Origin of the sequence: Kurthia populi (assembly GCF_042686175.1) — a bacterium.
Classification (GTDB): domain Bacteria; phylum Bacillota; class Bacilli; order Bacillales_A; family Planococcaceae; genus Kurthia; species Kurthia populi.
Map to the genome: position 1 here is coordinate 1 of NZ_JBHUOR010000112.1, position 21,756 is coordinate 21,756.

The 21,756-nt window shown below is 37.5% G+C and carries 15 protein-coding genes and 1 other RNA gene; 12 read left to right on the plus strand and 4 right to left on the minus strand.

Annotated features, from left to right (window positions below; genetic code table 11):
- Positions 1-277: 277 nt before the first annotated feature.
- A complete protein-coding gene (locus ACFSY7_RS12665) occupies positions 278-2,833 on the minus strand; it encodes a transglycosylase domain-containing protein (RefSeq protein ID WP_380148095.1) in 2,556 nt (851 codons plus the stop codon).
- A 23-nt stretch (positions 2,834-2,856) separates the two neighbouring features.
- Complete coding sequence (gene recU / locus ACFSY7_RS12670) at positions 2,857-3,489, minus strand: Holliday junction resolvase RecU (protein WP_380148096.1); 633 nt, start codon at positions 3,487-3,489, stop codon at positions 2,857-2,859.
- Positions 3,490-3,712: 223 nt separating this feature from the next.
- Between recU and ACFSY7_RS12675 the strand changes: the two genes are divergently transcribed.
- The 8 genes from ACFSY7_RS12675 (at position 3,713) to ACFSY7_RS12710 (ending at position 13,498) form a co-directional block, all read left to right on the plus strand.
- A complete protein-coding gene (locus ACFSY7_RS12675; protein ID WP_380148097.1) occupies positions 3,713-4,075 on the plus strand; it encodes a YppE family protein in 363 nt (120 codons plus the stop codon).
- Entirely contained in the window at positions 4,065-6,332 is a 2,268-nt protein-coding gene (locus ACFSY7_RS12680; RefSeq protein WP_380148098.1) for a DEAD/DEAH box helicase, read from the plus strand. Before ACFSY7_RS12675 ends, ACFSY7_RS12680 begins: the two co-directional genes overlap by 11 nt.
- A gap of 6 nt (positions 6,333-6,338) precedes the next feature.
- Positions 6,339-7,577: a ribonuclease H-like domain-containing protein gene (locus tag ACFSY7_RS12685; protein ID WP_380148099.1), complete on the plus strand. Its 1,239-nt coding sequence runs from the start codon at positions 6,339-6,341 to the stop codon at positions 7,575-7,577.
- Between the two features lie 27 nt (positions 7,578-7,604).
- Positions 7,605-7,964 carry a cell division regulator GpsB gene (gpsB, locus tag ACFSY7_RS12690; RefSeq protein ID WP_126990647.1) on the plus strand — a complete coding sequence of 120 codons (360 nt, stop codon included), beginning with the start codon at positions 7,605-7,607 and terminating at the stop codon, positions 7,962-7,964.
- A gap of 179 nt (positions 7,965-8,143) precedes the next feature.
- An RNA gene (gene rnpB / locus ACFSY7_RS12695) (RNase P RNA component class B) lies at positions 8,144-8,531 on the plus strand.
- A gap of 94 nt (positions 8,532-8,625) precedes the next feature.
- Positions 8,626-10,359, plus strand: a complete 1,734-nt coding sequence (locus ACFSY7_RS12700) for a putative bifunctional diguanylate cyclase/phosphodiesterase (RefSeq protein WP_380148100.1) — start codon at positions 8,626-8,628, stop codon at positions 10,357-10,359.
- Between the two features lie 2 nt (positions 10,360-10,361).
- Complete coding sequence (locus ACFSY7_RS12705) at positions 10,362-11,516, plus strand: THUMP domain-containing class I SAM-dependent RNA methyltransferase (RefSeq protein WP_380148101.1); 1,155 nt, start codon at positions 10,362-10,364, stop codon at positions 11,514-11,516.
- Between the two features lie 83 nt (positions 11,517-11,599).
- A complete protein-coding gene (locus ACFSY7_RS12710) occupies positions 11,600-13,498 on the plus strand; it encodes an ATP-dependent DNA helicase (RefSeq protein ID WP_380148102.1) in 1,899 nt (632 codons plus the stop codon).
- A gap of 51 nt (positions 13,499-13,549) precedes the next feature.
- On the opposite strand, the gene ACFSY7_RS12715 is transcribed toward ACFSY7_RS12710, so the two are convergent.
- Entirely contained in the window at positions 13,550-14,167 is a 618-nt protein-coding gene (locus tag ACFSY7_RS12715) for a hypothetical protein (RefSeq protein WP_020189643.1), read from the minus strand.
- Between the two features lie 554 nt (positions 14,168-14,721).
- Positions 14,722-15,180, minus strand: coding sequence for a chemotaxis protein CheX (locus ACFSY7_RS12720; protein ID WP_020189644.1), 459 nt, complete (start codon positions 15,178-15,180; stop codon positions 14,722-14,724).
- A 375-nt stretch (positions 15,181-15,555) separates the two neighbouring features.
- Here ACFSY7_RS12720 and ACFSY7_RS12725 point away from each other — a divergent pair, with 375 nt between their 5' ends.
- From ACFSY7_RS12725 to ACFSY7_RS12740, 4 genes are all read left to right on the plus strand, one after another.
- Positions 15,556-19,173, plus strand: coding sequence for a dynamin family protein (locus ACFSY7_RS12725; RefSeq protein ID WP_380148103.1), 3,618 nt, complete (start codon positions 15,556-15,558; stop codon positions 19,171-19,173).
- A 1-nt stretch (position 19,174) separates the two neighbouring features.
- On the plus strand, positions 19,175-19,978 hold the full coding sequence (locus ACFSY7_RS12730; protein ID WP_380148104.1) for a sulfurtransferase: 804 nt from the start codon (positions 19,175-19,177) through the stop codon (positions 19,976-19,978).
- Between the two features lie 71 nt (positions 19,979-20,049).
- A complete protein-coding gene (locus tag ACFSY7_RS12735) occupies positions 20,050-20,838 on the plus strand; it encodes a Cof-type HAD-IIB family hydrolase (protein ID WP_380148105.1) in 789 nt (262 codons plus the stop codon).
- 122 nt (positions 20,839-20,960) lie between these two features.
- Positions 20,961-21,644: a TerC family protein gene (locus tag ACFSY7_RS12740; protein ID WP_126990640.1), complete on the plus strand. Its 684-nt coding sequence runs from the start codon at positions 20,961-20,963 to the stop codon at positions 21,642-21,644.
- Positions 21,645-21,756 lie beyond the last annotated feature (112 nt).

Consider the following 21,756-nt stretch of genomic DNA (forward strand, 5'->3'; position numbering starts at 1 on the left):
ATAAATCTGTGTATTATTTTTAATTCCACATGCCTTCATCATTTCATTTACTGGCACATTTGCCAACTTCATCTCGAGTGGCTTTCATTTTTGTTTCGTATGAATACGTTTGTTTTTTGCCCATCAAAAAACACCTCCAAAGATTGTATACCCTTGAACGTGTCTTTTTCTTTTTATGTTGTCTCAGATTTTTAGGTCAGTTCGTTTTGTCCCAACCTCTTTTTTATATATGCATAAAAAAAGAAGCGAGGACGGAACCTCGCTTCTTTTCATGTCTTTATTCTTCAGTACCTTCGTCTTGCCCAGTAGTTGGTGATTCTGGACGTGTACTAGAAGTATGTGCTTCACCGCCGCTATTACTATTGCTTGATGAGTTATCCTCACCCGTTGACGGCGTTGTACTACCTTGGTCGGAATTTGTACCGCCACCATTATTCTGGTTCGAATTGTTTTGGTTAGATGAGTTATCTTCACCCGTTGACGGCGTTTCCGGTTGTGTTGTTGTGCCACCTTGTTCAGAAGAGTTGTTGTCATTGCCGGTTGATGGCGTTTCGGTCGACGGTGTTTCAGTCGACGGTTCTTCAGTCGTTGGTTCTTCGGTAGTCGGCTCCTCAGTCGTTGGTTCTTCAGTAGTCGGTTCCTCAGTCGTTGGCTCTTCGGTAGTCGGCTCCTCAGTGGCTGGTTCTTCGGTAGTCGGCTCCTCAGTCGTTGGTTCTTCTGTTTTATTTGTTTCGGTTGTAGGTGGTGTTTGCGTTTGTGGCTTTGTAGTAGTAGAACTTGGCGCAGAAATTTGCGCACCACGTACATATAATTCACTATTTGAACCTTCTACAACAGTGTCAGGTTTTGTAAATGATTTTGTTTCTTTACCAGCAGAAATTTCCGTCATGACTTGTTTAAATAAAGTTTGTGGAATATGTTTTTCTGTTAATGTTTTTAAGCCTGTTTGACGTTCTGGATCCCCAGCCCATGTTGCAACAGAATAGTTTGTTGTATAACCAATAAACCAACTATCTGGTGCAGTTTCAGCAGGGAGGCCTAATTTTTGTTTTTTCGCTGCATCAAAGTTTGTTGTACCGGATTTACCAGCAATATCTAAGCCATAAATGCTTGCAGCAGTACCTGTCGCACCAGCTTTAGAGCTTACAACATCACGTAACATATCTGTTACCATATAGGCAGTGAAATCACTCATTGCATCTTTTGGATCTGGTGTATATGATTTCGATGTTTTGCCATCACGGTAAACAATTTTCTTCACAGCATGTGCTTCTGTGTAAATCCCATTATTACCAAATGAAGCATAAGATGCCGCCATTTGAATAGGAGATACAGTTACATTACCGCCACCGATTGCATCCGATTCAAGTAATGCTTTATCATCAGCTGGTTTAATACCAACTTTAGCTAAGAATTTTTTCGATTTTGAAGCGCCGACTTCTTTAAATGTTTTCACAGCCGGAATGTTACGAGAACGATATAATGCTTCGCGTATTGTCATATTACCTAAATACGTATTATCGACATTTGTAATCGTTTGATTTGTACCAGTGTATTTAATTGGTTCATCGGTAATCGTTGTACCAGTTGACCATTTTTTGTTTTCAATAACAGGACCATAATCAATTAATGGTTTCATTGTTGACCCTGGTTGATGTTTACTAGCAGCCATATTTAAACCACGTTCTGGACCATAGTTACGACTACCACCAACCGCTGCAAGTGCACCTGTTTGAGTGTCAACAACAGCCATACCAGCTTGAATGTCTTCTGCTGTACGACCGACGAAGTTTGCGTCAGCATTTAATGCTTTTTCAACAGATTTTTGAGCTGTCACATCTAAGTTTGTATAAACACTAATACCTTCTTCTAATGCCTTTTCATCACCATTTTCAGCAAGTTCTTTTAAAACAACATCAATGTATGCATCGTATTTTGATTTCGCCGCTGCTTGACGTTTGCTTTCAGGAAGTAAGCCTTTTTTAATATCCACTTTTTGCGCTTTTTCCATTTCAGCTTTTGTGATTTTTTTATTGTTATACATTAATAATAAAACAACATTACGACGTTTTTCAGCACGCTCTGGATTTTTAAATGGATTGTAGCCATTTGGTGCTTGTGGCATACCAGCTAGTACAGCCATTTCATCTAACGATAAATCTTTTAGCTCTTTACCATAAAAATATTCAGCTGCTGTGCCAAAGCCATAAATACGACCAGACATTAAAACTTTATTAAAGTACATTTCAAAAATTTCATCTTTCGAATACTCACGTTCTAATTGCATTGCTAAGTATGCTTCTTGTACTTTACGTTTCATTGTTTTGCTATTATCAAAGAATGAGTTTTTAATAACTTGTTGTGTCAGTGTTGAGGCACCTTGTGCGCCAAACCCATCACGTATGTTTGCTACCACTGCGCCACCTAAGCGCCAGAAGTCAATACCACTATGGTCGTAGAAACGTGCATCCTCTGCTGAAAGAATCGCATCACGCATTTCTTTCGGTATATCTTCATATTTTACATTTTCCCGTTCTTCGCTACCCATTGAATAAAACTCTTTGCCATTTTTATCATAGAATTTAGAAGAAACAGGGTCTTTTAATGTGTCCTCGTTAAGTTCGGGTGCCGTAAATGCTAAATATGCAAACACAGCGCCACCGATTAAAAATAGTACGATGAAAAGAGATGCTAAACCAATTAATATACGTTTGGCTAATGATTTTTTTGATTTCTCTTTTTTCGATGTTGTTTTTTTCTTCGGAGACGTTTGACGTTTTGCTTTTTGAGTTTGCTGTTTACGACGTTGTTCCCTCGTCATTTTCTCGTCCACAGAAATCCCTCTCTTTCTACCTATCACAATGCGGATAGTAGTTGATCCACCGCTTTTAAGTAATCAAGCCGCGGTGCATAGCTCTCCGTTATTTCAATTGCTTGTTCTTCGAAAACGTTTAGTGGAATGGATTTTCTTGCACCTTTTTCCATCGCTTGCCAAGCACTATCTAGTACATCAAATGGTAAGACGAAAAAACGTTCTAAAGTTGAAAAACAAACAAGTAAAAAACAAATCCCTTGTTGTTTTGTTGCCGCACGCATATGTGTTACTTGGTGTTCATGGACATTTTGAAGCGGGAAGGACGTTTTATTTTTCGTCTCTTTCGCATCAAAGTCAATATAGTATCCATTGTAAACGCCATTATAGTCTGTTGTGGAAGGTGTTCTAAAATACGCCTCCTGAATGACTGCTGCACTTCGTGACGGGTACGCTACTTTGACGATTTGTACAGGAACAGGTTTCTTATGAATAACTGCTGTACCTCGTTGTAAATAAAACATATTGGCTTCATCGATTTCATCTTCTAAGCTTTTCCCGCGATTACTAAAGGTTAATTTATTTTTCGCTAGAACATCTGATTTTTTTTTCGATTCATTTTTTACCGTTTTATTTTTGGGCGTGTATTGTCGTCCGTTTGGATAGCGAATTGCCATTCTATCACTCCTTACCGCCTATATCATATCACATATGTAATGAACTGTTTTTTTTGCGACTACTCACAAGATATTAGCAATGTTAAGTATTGAATGCAAATTCTAATGACTCTATTATCGCCAGAAATGGTAATTTGAATTATACTAAAAGATAACATAGAAAGAATGTTTGTTCGCTTTTTTAAGCGATTTTTTGATAAATTAAGTGAAAGAGGCGTTTGAAATGCTCCAACAAATAACAACACAACTTTATGAAGAATGCGATAACAGCTGGACACGTTTTATGCAATTTCGTGAACAGCAATACGAGCCGGACTTTTTTGATGAAGTAAGACCATACGCAAATCAAATACATGAATTGTTAAATGAATGGCAGCAGCTAGCTGAACAATTTATTGTGGAGTACCATCCAAAATATGTGCATATAGTACAAATTAATAATGCAGCAGAGCAAATTGACCAATTTGTTGTCCAGTCTTTTTATATTAAAACGAGTAAAAAAAGATTATATCAATCAATTCAAGCTGCCAAATATACATGTGAAACATTGCTAAGTGCAATGCGTGAGGTAGTAGATGAATCTTAAACCGACGTTAGCTGAATGGATTGCTGATTTTACGACTAGTGAAGCGCGCAAAAATATTGAGCATATCGAAATTATGCCTGCAACAAACGGTGTCTATGCACCACTACCAAGTGACTTACACCCAAAATTAGCATCGGCGCTTTTAAGTCGAGGCATTACACAACTTTACAGCCATCAGGCCGAGGCTTACCACCATGCGATGCATCAACAATCATTTACTGCCGTTACACCGACAGCATCAGGAAAATCGCTGTGCTATCATTTACCCGTTCTACAAACGATTTTAACGAACCCTTCAAGTAGGGCACTGTATTTATTTCCAACAAAGGCGCTAGCACAAGATCAAAAAAATGCGGTTAACGATTTAATCGAAGCGATTGATGCGCCTATTTTGAGCTATACCTATGATGGTGACACAGCGCCTGGTATTCGAACGAAGGTACGTAAAGCAGGGCATATTGTGATGACAAATCCGGATATGCTTCATGCGGCGATTTTACCACATCATACAAAGTGGGTATCACTTTTTGAAAATCTTGATTATATTGTCATTGATGAATTGCATACGTACAAAGGCGTTTTTGGCTCACATGTGGCGCATGTTTTACGTCGTCTAAAACGTATTTGTCATTATTATGGTAGTAATCCAACGTTTATTTGTACGTCTGCAACAATAAAAAATCCACAACAATTAGCAGAGGCATTAACGAATGAACCGCAGCAACTTATCGCTAAAAGCGGGGCACCGACAGGGCAAAAAACATTTTTATTTTACAACCCGCCTGTCATTCATCCAACATTTGGTGTAAGGCGTAGTGCCATATTAGAAGTAAAAGACATTGCTAAAAAATTGTATGAGGCAAAGATTCAAACGATTGTATTTGCCAAAAGTCGTGTACGTGTCGAAATGCTCGTGACCTATTTGAAAAGCTTAACAGCGAAAAAAATTAATGATCAATCGATTCGTGGCTATCGTGGCGGCTATTTACCGAGTGAGCGACGTGCGATTGAAAAAGGGTTACGTGATGGCACGATTCAAACGGTCGTATCGACGAATGCCCTTGAGCTTGGTGTAGATATTGGCCAACTACAGGCTTGTATTATGACAGGTTACCCAGGAAATATTGCGAGTGCATGGCAACAAGCGGGACGTGCAGGGCGCAGACAAGATGATGCGCTCGTCATTTATGTTGGGCAATCAACAGCACTTGATCAGTATTTAATGAAGCATCCTCATTACCTATTTAATAGATCACCTGAAGAAGCGCGCATTTTCCCGGAAAATGTCCTTATTTTAATGGATCATTTAAAATGCGCTGCATTTGAATTACCATTTCATGAAGGAGATGCGTACGCTGAATTTGATGTAGCCGATTTTCTCGATTATTTCGTTGAGGAACAAGTGCTATTAAAAACAAGTGATACCTGGCATTGGATGGCAGATAGTTTTCCTGCACATGACATTAGCCTACGTTCAGCGTCACAAGAAAATGTGGTCATTATTGATCAAACTATCCCGACAAAAACGCATGTTATTGGTGAAATGGACCGCTATAGTGCCATGACTCTCTTACATGAAGAAGCTATTTATTTACATCAAGGGACGCAATTCCAAGTTGAAAAACTCGATTGGGAAGAAAAGAAAGCATATGTTACGGAAGTGGATGTCGATTATTTTACCGATGCAAATTTAGCAGTAGAGCTAAAAGTAATGTCTGAGGACAAAGAGCGTGTTGTCGATGGTCTAACGATTGATTATGGGGATGTGATGACACTTGCAACGGCGACAATCTTTAAAAAAATCCGCTTCAATACACATGATAATATTGGTTCTGGTCCGATTACATTGCCACCAGAGGAGCTTCATACATCAAGTACATGGCTAAGTTTTGAGGGACCGAGTAATTGGAGTGAGGATGATTTAAGTAGTGCTATGACCGGAGTAGCCTATGCGATGAATAGCTTTATTCCACTGTATATTCAAAGCGACCGTAGCGACGTCCATGTCATTCCACAAGTGAAGGCGACGCATAATGGCAAACCGACATTTTTTGTTTACGACCGTTATCCTGGTGGCATTGGGTTAAGTGAGCGCGTATACGACTTATGGGAGCCTTTACTAGATCGTGTCTATGAGCATGTTGACGGCTGCTCATGTCAGCATGGTTGTCCATCTTGCATTGGCGCACAGGATTTAGAAGAAGGCGGCAAAAAGCAAGTAAAGAAATTTTTAGAGACGGTGTTATTGAGAGGATGATTGCACATGTCTTATGAGAAAAAATTATTGGCAATGAAAAAAATGGTAAAGAAAAAAACGACAACAGCGCCCAAACCAGCTTATAAAAAACCGCAGCCACCCGTATACAGTGATGCTTGGGAAAATGTTGGATTAAAGCGTATTGATAATGACTTTGGTACCGTATTTGTCCGTGAGGTGCATTATGGGTTTGATTATGTGCACGGTGCCTATCCATTAGGTGCGTTTACAGAAGCACTTGAAACTTGGCAGCAGCATGAGCATCCCATTGCGCTAACAGATGACCAACCTATTGTATTTTATGACACTGAAACGACGGGCTTAAAAGGCACGGGGACACATATTTTTTTAAATGGCCTATTAACATTTGAAGCGCATGAATTTGTCTTAAAACAATATGTTTTGGCCGATCCAAGTCATGAAGCGGCATTTTTATTCGAATCAAGGTTTTGGCAAGGTAAAAAGACGGTATTAACATATAATGGGAAGAGCTTTGATTGGCCTCAATTACAAATGCGTTGGACTTTTCATCGCGATGTATTGCCACCACTTCAAACGCCACATCATATTGATTTAATGCATAGTGCCAAACGAATTTGGAAGCAGGAGCTTGCACGTATGAAATTAAGTGAAATTGAACGACATAAATTAGGCTTTGTGCGAGACGGCGATGTGCCAGGCTATTTAGCACCCGTTATTTATTTAGATGCCGTTAGAACGGGCGAGACAGATGCTTTATTAAAAGTACTTACTCATAATGAATACGATTTATTATCTCTCGTTACCTTATACGTGCAAGAAACGAAATTATTAACGGAAGGTGTACGCGAAGAAAGTGCAAAAGCGTATACGAATATCGGCAAGTGGTATAAAGATTTAAAAGCTTCTGATGAGAGTTTGGAACTTTTACGTGATGTAACGCATCTATATGATGTGGATGAAGCCGCAGAGGCCTCTTTCTATAAAGGCTACTTGTTAAAAAAACGTGGTGAATTTCAGCAAGCCTATGATTGCTTTTTGCTTTGTACACCTTATGTAAACGAACGTCAGCGCCTAGAAGCCTATACGGAATTAGCAAAGCTGTGTGAGCATCAATTGCATGATATTGAAGCGGCACTGCGTTATACAGAAAAGGCAATCGTTGAAACAAAAAAAAGTATTTGCTATAAGGAAGCAGCGAAAGAAAAGCGGATTAATGCACTTACGCATCGATACGTACGTTTAAAGAATAAAAATGTGCTATAATAAAATCTATATAGAAGCGAAAGGACGATGGACTTGGATATCAAACTATCTGCTAAAATCATTTTAGATAAAGATTTTAAAACAGGTCTTCGTGGCTATAGCCAGGACGAGGTTGACCAATTTTTAGATGAAATCATTCAAGATTATGAAAGTTTTGAACAAGTATTAAAGCAAAAAGAGGCGCGTATTGCGGAGCTTGAAGAACAACTAAGCAATGCAGAAGTCGCGCCAGCACCTGTTGCTGCAGCACCAGTTCTTGAGAAAAAGGAAGTAGAAGAGCCGCAACAAGTAGCGAACGGTGTCACAAATTACGATATTTTAAAACGCTTAGCGAATCTTGAAAAACGTGTATTTGGTGACAAGTTATATAATGACTTCGAAGGATAATCGAAACCATCTTATTTCTCTGAAATCTTAGAGATGAGGTGGTTTTTTGTATCGAAAAGCAATGAATAATTTTAAGGCTTAATTGTCGGAAAATACTTATTTTTTAATTGCGTCATAAAAAAAGGCTAAAAACCTTGTCATAGCACTTTTGAAGGACTATAATAACTACAGCATCATAGATGAATGAGTAATCGCTGGAACACATTCGTGTTGCTGAGGAAAGTCCATGCACGCACGGTTCTGAGATGACCGTAGTGATCGTATTTCGCGAATAAATAAGCGGAAGTAGCTGAAATGCTAACGGCGGAAGGAAAACCTAAGTCTTCGGATAGGGTTGACACTTCCTGAAAAGTGCCACAGTGACGAAGTCTAACAGGAAACTGTTAGAGTGGAACGAGGTAAACCCTGCGAGTGTGCAACCCAAATTATGGTAGGGGCGCCGTACCGACGGAATTGAACAGAGGTATGGATTGGCTGTCTTTATACAGTCAATAGATAGATGATTACTACCCAGAGTACGAGGCTTACGCCGTTTGAGTACAAGGGCACAAAACATGGCTTATAATTCTATATGGTGTACTTTTATTATGATAATAATTAGTTGAGCTCTCCTCGTTGGTGGAGAGCTTTTCTTTTATAAGAGGATACGGTGATAAAAAAGATGGAATACACGCAAAAGCTCGCGAATGCGACGACATTTACGTTTCCAAACCATATCATTGATACCATTTTTAATAGCGTTGAAGAAGGCATTATGATTGCCGACACAAAGAGTCGTATTATTCATGTTAATCCTGCATTTGAATTTGTAACGGGATACACATATGAAGAAGCTGTTGGACAACGCCCAAGCTTACTGAATTCAGGTATCCACGATCAAGAATTTTATACAAAAATGTGGGCAACGATTCGAGAACATGGAAAATGGTCAGGAGAAATTTGGAATCGCCGAAAAACAGGAGATATTTATCCAGAATGGTTAACAATCGTAGCCATTCACAATGAACAAGGTGACATCGTGAATTACTGCGGTATTTTTGAAGATATTTCAGCGCAGAAAAATGCTGAAAATGAGATTGAGCGCCGTAAATATACCGATACGTTGACAGGTGTAGCGAACCGTTATGCCTATTTGCAGCGTATGGAAACATTATTGCAATCATCTGCAAATCGAGAATACCATCACGCAGTGTTATTTTTAGATTTAGATCGCTTTAAACAGGTGAATGATACATTAGGCCATTCGGTTGCTGATGAAATGCTCATAAGCGTTACGCAGCGAATTCAAAGCGTGCTAAAAAATAAAGACATCGTCGCGCGTTATGGTGGCGATGAATTTATCATCACTATTACAAATATTCACCATATGCAAGAAGCGGTACAAGTAGCGGAAAAAATTGTTCATCTGTTATCAGAACCTCTTCCTATAGATGAACAAAATATATATATATCAACAAGTATGGGCATCAGTTTGTACCCAGAGGATGGGACAACGCTGGAAACACTTGTGAAAAAAGCCGACCAGGCCATGTATTATGCAAAGCAAAATGGTCGCAATCAATTTGCATTTTATTTTGATGATTTAAAAATCGACTCAAAGCGCGTACTATTATTAGATAATGAACTACGAAAAGCGATTAAACAAAATGATTTTACGTTGAATTTCCAACCGAAAATATCACTTGAGGATGAAACAGTCATTGGTATGGAAGCGCTAATACGCTGGACGAATGATCAACTCGGATTTGTATCACCTGCCGAATTCATTCCTTATGCTGAAGAAACCGGCTTAATCATTCCAATGAGTGAATGTGTTTTTCGCTTAGCTTGTGAGGCACATCTTCGTTTACGTGAAGAAATGGATAACGTGTTACCAATTGCTATTAATATATCAAGCATTCATTTCCACCAGTCAGATTTTATTGATACAGTAAAAATGATTTTTGAAGCCTATAATTGCAGTCCGCAAGATTTTGAATTGGAGCTGACAGAGCGCACCGTAATGAATAATGAACGTGATTCGATTCGAAAACTGGTACAATTAAAGAATATGGGCTTTAAATTATCTATTGATGACTTTGGTACAGGATATTCATCATTGAGTTATTTAGTGCAATTCCCACTCGATTATTTAAAAATTGATCGTAGTTTTATTCAATACATTACATCGATTGCCGACAAACAAGCGGTAGTAGATGCCATTATTCAAATGGCACATCGTCTGCATATGAAGGTAATTGCAGAAGGGGTAGAGCAGAAAGATCAAGTGAAATTGCTTGAGAAATTAGGCTGTGATATGATTCAAGGATATTATTACGCAAAGCCGATGCCTCTTGATGAATTTGTCGCCTTTTTAGAATTTTGGAAATTAAAAGCAAGAGAGGACTTAAAATAAGTATGACAACATATCAACTAGTTGCAACAGCAGCGATGGGTTTAGAATCGTTAGTTGCCGATGAACTTAAAAAAATGGGGTATGAAACACATATCGATAATGGACGTGTCTATTTCGAAGGAACGGAGCGCGATATCGCCAAAACAAATCTTTGGTTACGCGTAGCAGACCGTGTTAAAATTGTTGTTGGTAAATTCCCGGTTAAGACATTCGATCAATTATTCGAAGGTGTAAAAGCATTACCATGGGAAAAATATATGCCAGTAGATGCAGAATTTCCTGTTACAGGTAAGTCTGTAAAAGCAACATTATATAGTGTGCCTGACTGTCAAGCGATTACGAAAAAAGCAATCGTTGAGCGTTTAAAAGGTCATTATCGCCGTTTAGGTTTCTTAGAAGAAACAGGCCCTAAATTTAAAGTAGAAGTTTCTATTTTAAAAGATGTGGCCACATTAACAATTGATACATCTGGTAATGGATTACACAAACGTGGCTATCGTACAGAACAAGGGGAAGCCCCATTAAAAGAAACAATGGCAGCAGCGCTTGTTTATTTATCACGTTGGACACCTGCACGACCATTTGTTGATCCATTCTGTGGGTCAGGTACAATCGCACTTGAAGCGGCCATGATCGGGCAAAATATTGCACCAGGTTATAATCGTGAGTTTATTTGTGAAGACTGGCCAATGATGAAAGCTGAAATGTGGGATGAAGTACGCGCTGAAGCAGACGAAGCAGCCGATTACGACCAACCATTAAACATTATTGCATCAGATATCGACCAACGTATGGTTGCGATTGCGAAAAATAACGTTTTAGAAGCCGGGTTTGAAGGTATTGTTGAAGTAAAACAAATGCAAGTGGCCGATTTCACAACATACTACACAGATGGCGTTATGATTGGAAATCCACCATATGGTGAACGTATTGGCGAAAAAGAGGAAATTGAAAAAATGATTAATACGATGGGTACTGTGATGCGTAAATATCCTACTTGGTCTGTATACATGCTTTCTTCAATGGAAAACTTTGATAAAATTTACGGTAAAAAAGCAACGAAAAAACGTAAATTATTCAACGGTGCAATGAAAACGGATTACTTCCAATTCTGGGGCCAACGTTCACCTCGTAAACCTCAAGAGCCAAAAGCATAAATTACTAAATATAAATAAATACTCGATAACGGAAGGGGCAGCCCTTCCGTTTCGTTGTCAATAAGGAAAGGGGCAATTATTGAATGCGACAATCGATTCCATTCGAACTATCAAAAGACAAATCATTCTTTGACTCGTTAGGAGACTGGATTGGTGATGTACTTTATGATGAATTACCTGAGAAAGGACTAGAACTTCGCGATGAGCAAGTGTTTATGGCTTATCAAATCGAAAGTGCATTGCGCGAAAAATCTGTACTATTTGCTGAAGCAGGCGTAGGGACAGGGAAAACAATCGCGTATTTATTACCATCAATTGCTTATGCACGCTATACAGGGAAACCGGCATTAATTGCTTGTGCGGATGAAACATTAATCGACCAACTCGTGAAAGAGGGCGGCGATATTTATAAATTACAACAATTATTAGATTTAAAAATTGATGTTCGTTTAGCAAAATCACGGGACCAATATTTATGTCTAAAACGCTATGAAGAAGCAGAACAGTTTTTAGATGGCGAATATTTAGATGATATTGCTGTCTCAATTCCAGAAGGTGTTTATGGTAATGGTGCTCTTGATTTATACGGTCAACGCAGTGACTACCCAACGATTTCGGATGAAGAATGGTCACATGTAAACTATAATGCCATTCAACAATGCCAAGTATGTGATGTACGAAATCGCTGTGGTCAAACAATACATCGTCAAAATTACCGTGAATCAACAGACTTAATTATTTGTTCACAAGATTTCTATATGGAGCACATCGCCACAAAAGAATCACGTGAACATGAAGGTCAAACGCCGTTATTACCAGAACCATCAATGGTTGTATTTGATGAAGGTCATTTACTTGAATATGCTGCTCAAAAAGCAATGACAATTAAAATCCAAGACTATACAATCGTAAAAGTGTTAGAACGCTTAATGGTTGATGGTGTACGTGAAAAAACATTGAATCTAATGGAAAAATTACAAGATGGTCATGAATTATTCTTTGATCAATTACGTGAAGATGTTATTGATTCTGATGAAGAGCGTAAGCGTATTAAGAAAAGTGAAATGCTAATTACCATCGGTAAAAAAGTGATGACACTTGTGGAATCATTATTTGAAGAGTTTGTGTTTGAATCGGAAATGTATACAATTCCTGAATATGAGATTCGTATGGCTGAGGAATTTTTAGAGCAATATGCCGAAGCAATGCGCATCTTTATCGGAAACGGTGATGCAGTCGATTGGTTAGAAGAGGCAGACGGTGAAGAGACACTTGTCATTATGCCACATTTAATTACGGATATTTTAGCGAAGAAAGTATTCTCTAAAAAAATTCCATTTATTTTCTCTTCTGCCACATTATCAATTGATAAAGACTTCAGCTTTATTGCTTATAGCTTAGGAATTAAAAAGTATGAATCATTTACTGTAGCTTCTCCATTTGATTATGAAGAAGTAATGAAAATCAACTTGCATAAACGCACGCAAGCAGATAAAACAGCCGAAGTAGAACAACTATTACAACAAGGTGATCAAACACTGATTTTATTTAAATCAAAACAATCAATGCTTGATTTTAAGGCAACAGTAAACGCAGATACATTAGCGCATATGGCTTTTGAAGGAGACCGCGAGTTGTCATCCATTATTCGTGACTTCCAAGCGAAAAAAATGCAGGCAATTTGTTCATATCATTTATGGGAGGGTTTAGATTTACCAGAAGAGGCATTAACACGTGTTATCGTTTTTGACTTGCCATTCCCACCACATGATCCATTATTTGATGCGAAACGTAGCTTTGCTGACGATGCTTTTGATGAAGTAGAATTACCATATATGCTACTACGCGTTCAACAAGGGATGGGACGTTTAATTCGTACATCAAATGACCATGGAACAATTAATGTATTCCTAAATGAAGAAGAGCAGCAAGTAATTAATCATGTAACACCTGTATTTGCTGTAGAACCAACAGAACTTTAATATTAAAAAAGTAGGTGCCGCATGAATCGCGGCACCTACTTTTTTTGTCACTTAAACAATGGATTGATAAACATATTTCGCTTTATACAGATGGCGTGTCACACCTGCTGTGGAAATTTCAAATAAGGTTGTAGCCGTATCATTTGCTTGTTCCTCGAAATCGAGTAATAAAAAATCTTGCAAATTATGTTGCTCGAGAAGCTGAGCTTGCATATGCGCTAAAAATTGTGCTGCACCTTCGATTGCTTGTGAGATAGAGACAAGCTCTAACACATATTGTACACGCTGCTTATCTGTATTAAATTCACGTTTTTCTAATTCGAAATGTAACCAATGTGTTAAAAAGTCTGCTACTACAACAGCATTTGTTAACGTATTGCTGCCTTCTTGCTGTGATAAATCATAGATACAATGATAAGTAGGATGGTTAACAAATTGCTTTACAACAGAATAGCGAATGGGGCTATTTTCCATCGAATCCCTATTTAAAATCGGTTCATGTCGCTGTTCACACAATGAAAACCAAATATCACGGCATAGTTGGATAAAAAAAGGTGATTTGTTTTGTTCAATGATTGAAGCAAGTACTGACGCCTCTGCTAAATAATGTTCGAACTGTGTATATTTCTGTTTTTGGACAATTAGTGTACTCATTTGAGATAAAGGCATTGCAAATCCTCCCTTACATGTTCTAGTGTCTGTCTATTAAAAAATAATTTTATTCGGCTGAATGTCGGTTGTATATAAAATGGATGCTCTTATAGATATATGTAAGTTGAGCAATCTAAATCGCATCACTTATTACCCTTTAAAGATGCTTAGTAGTTAGTAACAGTCATATGATTAAGTTCTAAAGCTTTTTTTAGAGTGGGAAAAGTATAAAGAAGCTATCAACTAAATAAATTACGGAATTTTACTATCGCTTTAATGAAATTAAATAATTTTATTTTTGCTAAATAAGACGAGCATTCGCTATTTTTTCCGCTATTTCTTTCTCCTTGTTAAATAAGTGTAACGACCTATATTTAAAAATGCAATGCCTTATAAATGTAAAAAAAAGACAAACATTGATATATCAACGTTTCGTAAAAGAAAAAATCCGAAAATTCAATACACTATAATAGCTATTTTTCCCTAATTTTACAATTATGGTTTGTTAAGTATGTGTAGGGCATAAAAAAGAAACTACAGCAGCGTGTAGTTTCTTACGGGTGAAGAATTTATTAATCCTCTGTATCGATTGTTAATAATCCATTCATTTGACCAAAACCTTCGATATCGATTGGTAAACGAAAAGCATGCTGGAAACCAAATAATTTTGTTTGGCCAATCATGACCGTTGGTGGTGTAATATCTAAATCAAGCCCATTATCTGCACAATATGTACACAATTTTCCGGCTGACATATTCCCAAATTCACCAATAAAAGATTCAAGCATTTCTCCGCTGATTTCCATGCCATACATCGAAAGACCGATATTGCCAAAAATAGTTGAAGAAGACTCCAAAATAATACGGGCACGTACATCGCCTGTAATTCCAATTAACACCCCAGCTTCACTTTGTGTGAAAGGCTCTTTATAAAGTGAAGGCGCATTAATTTTGACTGTTTGTGGAATTACCTCTTGTATTGATTGAATAAGCCCATTTAATAAAAGTTGTATGTGGTTTGAATTACTCATAAAACACCTCTTTGTATATGACTTTTAATCTATCATATCATGCTATCTAGCAAAATCCCCCATTAATTGCTTGACGAAACGTATTTTTTTTCTTATGATAATGATAATCAATGAGAATAATTATCAACGTTATTTATATACATAATTTCAATAAAAGGGGCGTGCAATCATGGTAGCAGCGTTTATTGGCAGTACAGTTATTATTTATGCGGTCGTAATGAAACAAGTTTTATCAAAATCTACTGCACATTTGCGTTAACAGAAAAAATCTTCCTAGAATAGGAGGATTTTTTTTTTATAGTCGTGTAGAATGAAGAGGAAACGTGGCTAAAATGTGAACAGTCAACTAATGGAACAAAGGAGTTTGAGTAGGGTATGCCAACTTTTGAGGAGAAAATTCAATTGCTGTTAAAGCAAACAGCGCTGAATTATATGACATATAAGCGCAATGAAGATGATGAACGTATGGCAAAGACAGTACTTTTTGCCGACAAGTTAATTAAAAAAGAATTTACAATTGCTTTTGCAGGACACTTCTCTGCAGGGAAATCAAGTATGATTAATGCATTAACAGGGGATCAATTATTACCATCAAGCCCAATACCAACAAGTGCAAATGTCGTAAAAGTACGTAAGGCAGCAGAGGATTATGCAATCGCTTACTTAGTCGATGATGAACCAGTTAAATTCGATGCAGACTATGATATTAAGACTGTAAAGGAATTTGCAAAAAACGGGGCATTAGTATCGCAAATTGAAATTGGACATAGTCAATCGGTTTTACCGGATGGTGTAACAGTAATGGATACGCCAGGAGTCGATTCAACAGATGATGCACACCGCATGTCTACAGAATCGGCGCTACATTTAGCGGATATCGTATTTTATGTAATGGATTACAATCATGTGCAATCCGAATTGAATTTTCAATTTACAAAAACATTAATGAAATACAATCCAAATGTCTTTTTAATTGTTAATCAGATTGATAAGCATAAAGATGCAGAATTATCATTTGAAGATTTTAAAGAATCAGCTCGACAATCATTTGCAAACTGGGGCGTTGTACCAAAAGGAATGTTCTTTACGTCTCTACGCGACGTAAACAATCCAAATAATGATTTCGAACAAGTAAAAAGTATTGTCATGGATAGTATGGATGGCTGGCAAGATGCAATCGTTACGAATGGAGAAAATACATTAAAACAATTGTTAGCAGAGCATGAAGCGTACTTAGCACAACAAAAACAAGAAATTTACGATAATAGTTTGGACGTTGTCACAGAAGATGACTGGATTCGTAAAGAAGATATTTTAGCTGAGTATGATACGGTTATACGTCAATTAGAATTGTATTCTGTAGATGAATGGGAAATTAACTACAATACGGAAGTAGATGAATTACTTGAGAATGCGGTATTAATGCCATTTGAATTACGTGATTTACTTGGTAAATACGCAGAATCTAAGCAAACGGACTTTAGCGTGGGTGGCTTATTCGGTAAGAAAAAGAAAACCGAAGCAGAACGTGAAAAACGTCAGCAAGAATTGTATGCAAAATACAAAGAAGTTGTGGGTTCACAAATTTCTGGTCACATGTTAAACATCATGAAACAGTCACTAAAAGATGTTGGTGCGCTAAGTGATGCAGAGTCGCTAGCAATCGATGACTTTACATTTGATATTCCATTTAGTGTCATTGAAGGGGAAGTTCGTACAAATGCTGTAGCAGGAGATGCTTTGATTAACTTTGCAAACCGTGTTGTATCAGCAACTCGAATTTGGTTCAAACGTGAAACAGATGATTGGAAACAACATAAGAAATCATTAATCGAAGAACTGGCAATGACCCATATTGAGCCTCTTAAAAAGAAAAAACGTACATTAGAAGAAAAAGTAGCAATTATTCGTGAATATAACAAAGTAGAAGGCCAAGAAAAATACTTTGCAATCCAACAAACAGTTGATATTCATACATTAAATCAAGAAGCAGATAAATTAACGAATAATTGGATTAAAGAACGTCGTGAAGCGTATGATAAAATGCGCCACTTCGATCCATCAATGTTGGCGCAAGAAGAAGAAACGCAAGCGGTAGAGCATATTGAAGAATTGACACAAGGTGAGTACAATGTCCAATTATCAGCAACAATTGAGCATGCCTTGCGCACAGCAAATGCAGTTGAACCAATCGATGGTTTTGAAGAAGTATCAGCCTACTTGAAAAATAAAGTGTCTCGTTTAGAAGAAAAAGATTTCACTATTGCTTTATTTGGTGCATTTAGTGCGGGTAAATCATCATTCTCGAATGCATTAATGGGTCAAAGAGTATTACCCGTTTCGCCAAACCCAACAACAGCAGCGATTAATAAAATTCGTCCAGTGTCACCAGAGCACCCACACGAAACAGCCGATGTTGTATTAAAAACAGTTGAGCAAATGACCGAAGATATCATTTCATCATATGGTGAAATTGGCATAACGGTTACATCTCTTGACGATGCCTTTAATAAGGCGCAACAAGCATTAGATGTAGAATTAGTAGATGAGCGTTTACATGTCCATAAATCATTCGTTCGTGCATTCCGTGAAGGCTACCCACTATTTAAAGATAAATTAGGTACAGTTGTGCGTGCAAACTACGAAGATTTTGAAAAATTTGTTGCACAAGAAAATCGTTCTTGCTTCGTGGATAATATCGATTTCTACTTTGATTGTGCATTAACTCGTATGGGTGTCACGTTAGTTGATACACCAGGAGCAGATTCAATCAATGCGCGTCATACAGGTGTAGCATTTGAATATATTCGTAATGCAGATGCGATTTTATTTATTACGTATTACAATCATGCCTTTGCGCGTGCGGACCGTGAATTCTTAATTCAATTAGGTCGTGTGAAAGATGCCTTTGAACTTGATAAAATGTTCTTCGTCGTAAATGCCATTGATTTGGCAGCAGATGATGAAGAGCGTGATGCAGTTATTGACTATGTACGTAGTGAATTATTGCGTTTTGGTATTCGTAAACCACGTTTATTCGGTATTTCAAGCTTACTTGCTCTAAAAGAAAAAGTAGAGCAAATAGAACTTGAATCAGGTATGAAACCATTTGAGGAAAATTTCCATCATTTCTTAGAAAATGAACTGACAGCAATTGCTGTTCAAGCATTAGCAGAAGAAACGGAAAAAACAGAAGGCCGTTTATCATCATTAATCGAGCAAACAGAGCAAAATTTAGCGCGTAAAGATGAGCGTTTAGAAGAGCTTGCAACGTTAGAAACATTCATTAAAAAATACTTCGGCCAATCTGCAGCAGCAGTTATTGAAAAAGACGAAGCAAATGAACAAAAAGATTTACTATACTATGTATTACAACGTGTGTATTTACGTTATACAGACTTTTTTAAAGAATCATACAATCCGGCAGTATTTAATACAAAATCAACGTCAGCAGCTCTTGATTTTGCATTAAAAGAATTAGTTGGTTCATTAAGCTTTGATTTTGAACAAGAAATGCGTGTGACGAATTTCCGTTTATCAAAATTCTTAGTTGCGCGTTTTAAAGAGCGTTATACGACAGATGTGCGTAAAATGAAAGATATGAATGACAGCTTCTCATTTATGCCGTTTGAATTAGAAGACCCTGAAATTCTTGAATTTACAGGCCCATTTAATGACTATAATAAATACAAAGAAGTGAATAAGTTATTTAAAAACTCTAAAGCATTCTTTGAGAAAAATGAACGTTTCTTATTACGTGATAAATTAGAAGAGATTTCAAAACCAGATGCGAAAATCTATTTAGATGAACAAGGCGTACGTATGACAGCTTGGGCTCAAGCAATCATTACCAAGCAAGCGGATGCACTACGTACAAACTTAGAAAAACAAGCATTGCGTCAAATTGAAACGGAACGTAATTTATTGCAAGAAGAAAGTAAGCTGGCTGAATGGAAAGGGATTTACAACAATTTAGTAGCAGAGGTGCATTAATATGACAGCAGTATTAGTATCAGCGAATGCAATTCAACAACCCGCATATTTTCTAGATGCGCGCTTTAATTTAAACGATTCACAAGCAGGAAAAAAGCAATTTATGGATGGTCATATAAAAGGCGCACGCCATATTGATATTGAAAAAGATCTATCAGATATGACTTCTAGCGAGGGTCGTCATCCGATGCCAACAAAAGATCAATTAGCTGCCGTTGTGCATCGTTTAGGCTTAACCTATGAACAACCGATTTATATTTATGATGAGGGTGGACAGCCATTTGCAGCACGCGCCTACTTCATGTTGCAATATGCTGGTTTTACCAATGCGTATATTGTACAAGAAGGCTATAAGGGACTTGTTGCAGCAGGCTTTGAGGTGACGACAGATGTTGACTATTTGACGTCCACAATGCCTATTCAATGGAATGAAAATGTTTATGTAAATCGTGAGCAGGTGAAAGAAGTAGCGCGTCGTAAAGTTAATAAGGTATTGTTAGACGCACGTTCAGCGAGTCGTTATCGCGGCGACGAAGAGCCAATTGATCATGTCGCAGGTCATATACCTACTGCTCGTAACTACGATTGGGAGCAACTTGTACAAGACGGACAATTGTCGGTGAATGAAACGCTTACTCATACGGTGTCGAAAGATGAACAAATTATTGTGTATTGTGGAAGCGGGGTAACTGCATCACCACTTTATGCAATGTTAAAGCAACTAGATTATCCAAATGTTCAAGTGTATACGGGCAGCTTCAGTGAATGGATTAATCACGAGCCAATTGAACAAAGTGAAGAATAATAAAGAGGAATCGTGCGAGTAGCACGATTCCTCTTTTTCATCAAAAGTAACGGTACAAGGGAGTATTTAATGTGAAACAACCAAAAATTATCTTTTTCGATATCGATGGTACATTAACGAGTAGCATAACGGGAGAAATTCCACAAAGCGCCATCGAAGCGATATGCTATGTTCAGCAGCAAGGGATTGATATCGTTGCAGCGACAGGAAGACCATATTCGATGTGTCATGATTTGGAGGAGTTGGGCTTCAAAACATTAATTACAGCCAATGGTGCTTATGTGAGGCATAACGGCAGTGTCGTATACGGTGCCTCTGTAGAGACGGCATTCCAACAGCAAATGCTTGAGATGGCCAATCAACAGCAACATGCTATGACCTTTTATTGTGAAGATTTTTATTTTAACGGTATTATTACAGACCAATTGAAAACGGCGCTACATGAAGCATTTATGCTAGAGGAAGTGCCGAAATATTTACCAAATCCAGCACATCGTACACATTTAATGTGTTTAATTACAACGGGTAAACAACTATCACCTTATGAACATGCATTTCCTCATATAACATTCCAACGTTGGCATCCGACAATCGTGAATGTATTAACAGAGCCTGTTTCAAAATCACGTGCTATTCAAGAAGTATTAAAAATTTTTCAATATGATGCAACCGAGGCTATGGCATTTGGCGATGGCTACAATGATATAGATATGCTTGAGTATGTAGGATTCGGTGTTGCGATGAATAATGCGCCAGATGCTGTTAAAGCACATGCACAATATGTGACAGCAAGTGCCCACGATGATGGTATTATGAAAGCATTACAACAATTAGGTATTATTCCAGTTGTTATATTATGAAAATAATGATTTTTTTCTGTATTTTTCATAAAAAAATAAGTGCTTCATACACTTTTTTCTTTCTTTTTCAATTCAAAGGTGTAAAATAAAGTATACATTTTAGAAAAGAAAGTGGGAGTACAATGGATGGTGAAATGATTAGTAAAATCTTATCCATTATTTTGCTTGATATCGTATTAAGTGGGGATAATGCGGTTGTTATCGCGCTTGCCTGTCGTAAATTGGCGCCAGAGCAACGTAAAAAAGCCATTTTATTCGGTACAATGGGTGCAGTCGTATTACGTATTGTATTAACAGTAGTTGCTGTGTGGATTTTAGGAATTCCATTTGTAAAATTCATTGGCGGTTTATTATTATTATATATCGCTTGGGATTTATTAAAATCAGGTGATGAAGACCCCGATATTAAAGGAAATACAGGTTTAATGCCTGCGATACGAACAATTATCGTAGCAGACTTTGTTATGAGTTTGGACAATGTGTTAGCAATTGCTGGCGTTGCAAATGGCCATGTAGGTCTTGCAGCACTTGGCTTAGTAATTAGTATTCCAATCATTATTTTCGGTAGTCAAATCATTATGAAATTGATGGAAAAATTACCGATTCTCGTATGGATTGGGGCGTTATTAATCGCGTATACAGCAGGTGAAATGATGGTTAGCGACAAATATGGTCATAAATATTTAGTCGATGCATTATTCCCGCAAATGGATTGGATTATTCCAATTTTAATGATGGTTATTTTAATCGCATTAGGTTTATGGGCAAAAGCACGTCAAACACGTCGCATGACATCTAATTCTTAATCATAGTAAGAGGCTGGGACATAAGTGAAAATTCCAGCCTTTAATAGAGAAGGTGATGTCGAATTTGACATCACCTTCTCTATTTTTATGTATAAATTGGGAATTACCATTC

What these genes read in the sequence shown, in the direction of transcription:
- ACFSY7_RS12740 (WP_126990640.1), top strand. Translation starts at nt 20,961, where the DNA reads ATGGATGGTGAAATGATTAGTAAAATCTTATCCATTATTTTGCTTGAT.
- ACFSY7_RS12725 (WP_380148103.1), top strand. Translation starts at nt 15,556, where the DNA reads ATGCCAACTTTTGAGGAGAAAATTCAATTGCTGTTAAAGCAAACAGCG.
- recU (WP_380148096.1), bottom strand. Translation starts at nt 3,489, where the DNA reads ATGGCAATTCGCTATCCAAACGGACGACAATACACGCCCAAAAATAAA.
- ACFSY7_RS12720 (WP_020189644.1), bottom strand. Translation starts at nt 15,180, where the DNA reads ATGAGTAATTCAAACCACATACAACTTTTATTAAATGGGCTTATTCAA.
- ACFSY7_RS12715 (WP_020189643.1), bottom strand. Translation starts at nt 14,167, where the DNA reads ATGCCTTTATCTCAAATGAGTACACTAATTGTCCAAAAACAGAAATAT.
- ACFSY7_RS12700 (WP_380148100.1), top strand. Translation starts at nt 8,626, where the DNA reads ATGGAATACACGCAAAAGCTCGCGAATGCGACGACATTTACGTTTCCA.
- ACFSY7_RS12710 (WP_380148102.1), top strand. Translation starts at nt 11,600, where the DNA reads ATGCGACAATCGATTCCATTCGAACTATCAAAAGACAAATCATTCTTT.
- gpsB (WP_126990647.1), top strand. Translation starts at nt 7,605, where the DNA reads ATGGACTTGGATATCAAACTATCTGCTAAAATCATTTTAGATAAAGAT.
- ACFSY7_RS12730 (WP_380148104.1), top strand. Translation starts at nt 19,175, where the DNA reads ATGACAGCAGTATTAGTATCAGCGAATGCAATTCAACAACCCGCATAT.
- ACFSY7_RS12705 (WP_380148101.1), top strand. Translation starts at nt 10,362, where the DNA reads ATGACAACATATCAACTAGTTGCAACAGCAGCGATGGGTTTAGAATCG.
- ACFSY7_RS12675 (WP_380148097.1), top strand. Translation starts at nt 3,713, where the DNA reads ATGCTCCAACAAATAACAACACAACTTTATGAAGAATGCGATAACAGC.
- ACFSY7_RS12685 (WP_380148099.1), top strand. Translation starts at nt 6,339, where the DNA reads ATGTCTTATGAGAAAAAATTATTGGCAATGAAAAAAATGGTAAAGAAA.
- ACFSY7_RS12680 (WP_380148098.1), top strand. Translation starts at nt 4,065, where the DNA reads ATGAATCTTAAACCGACGTTAGCTGAATGGATTGCTGATTTTACGACT.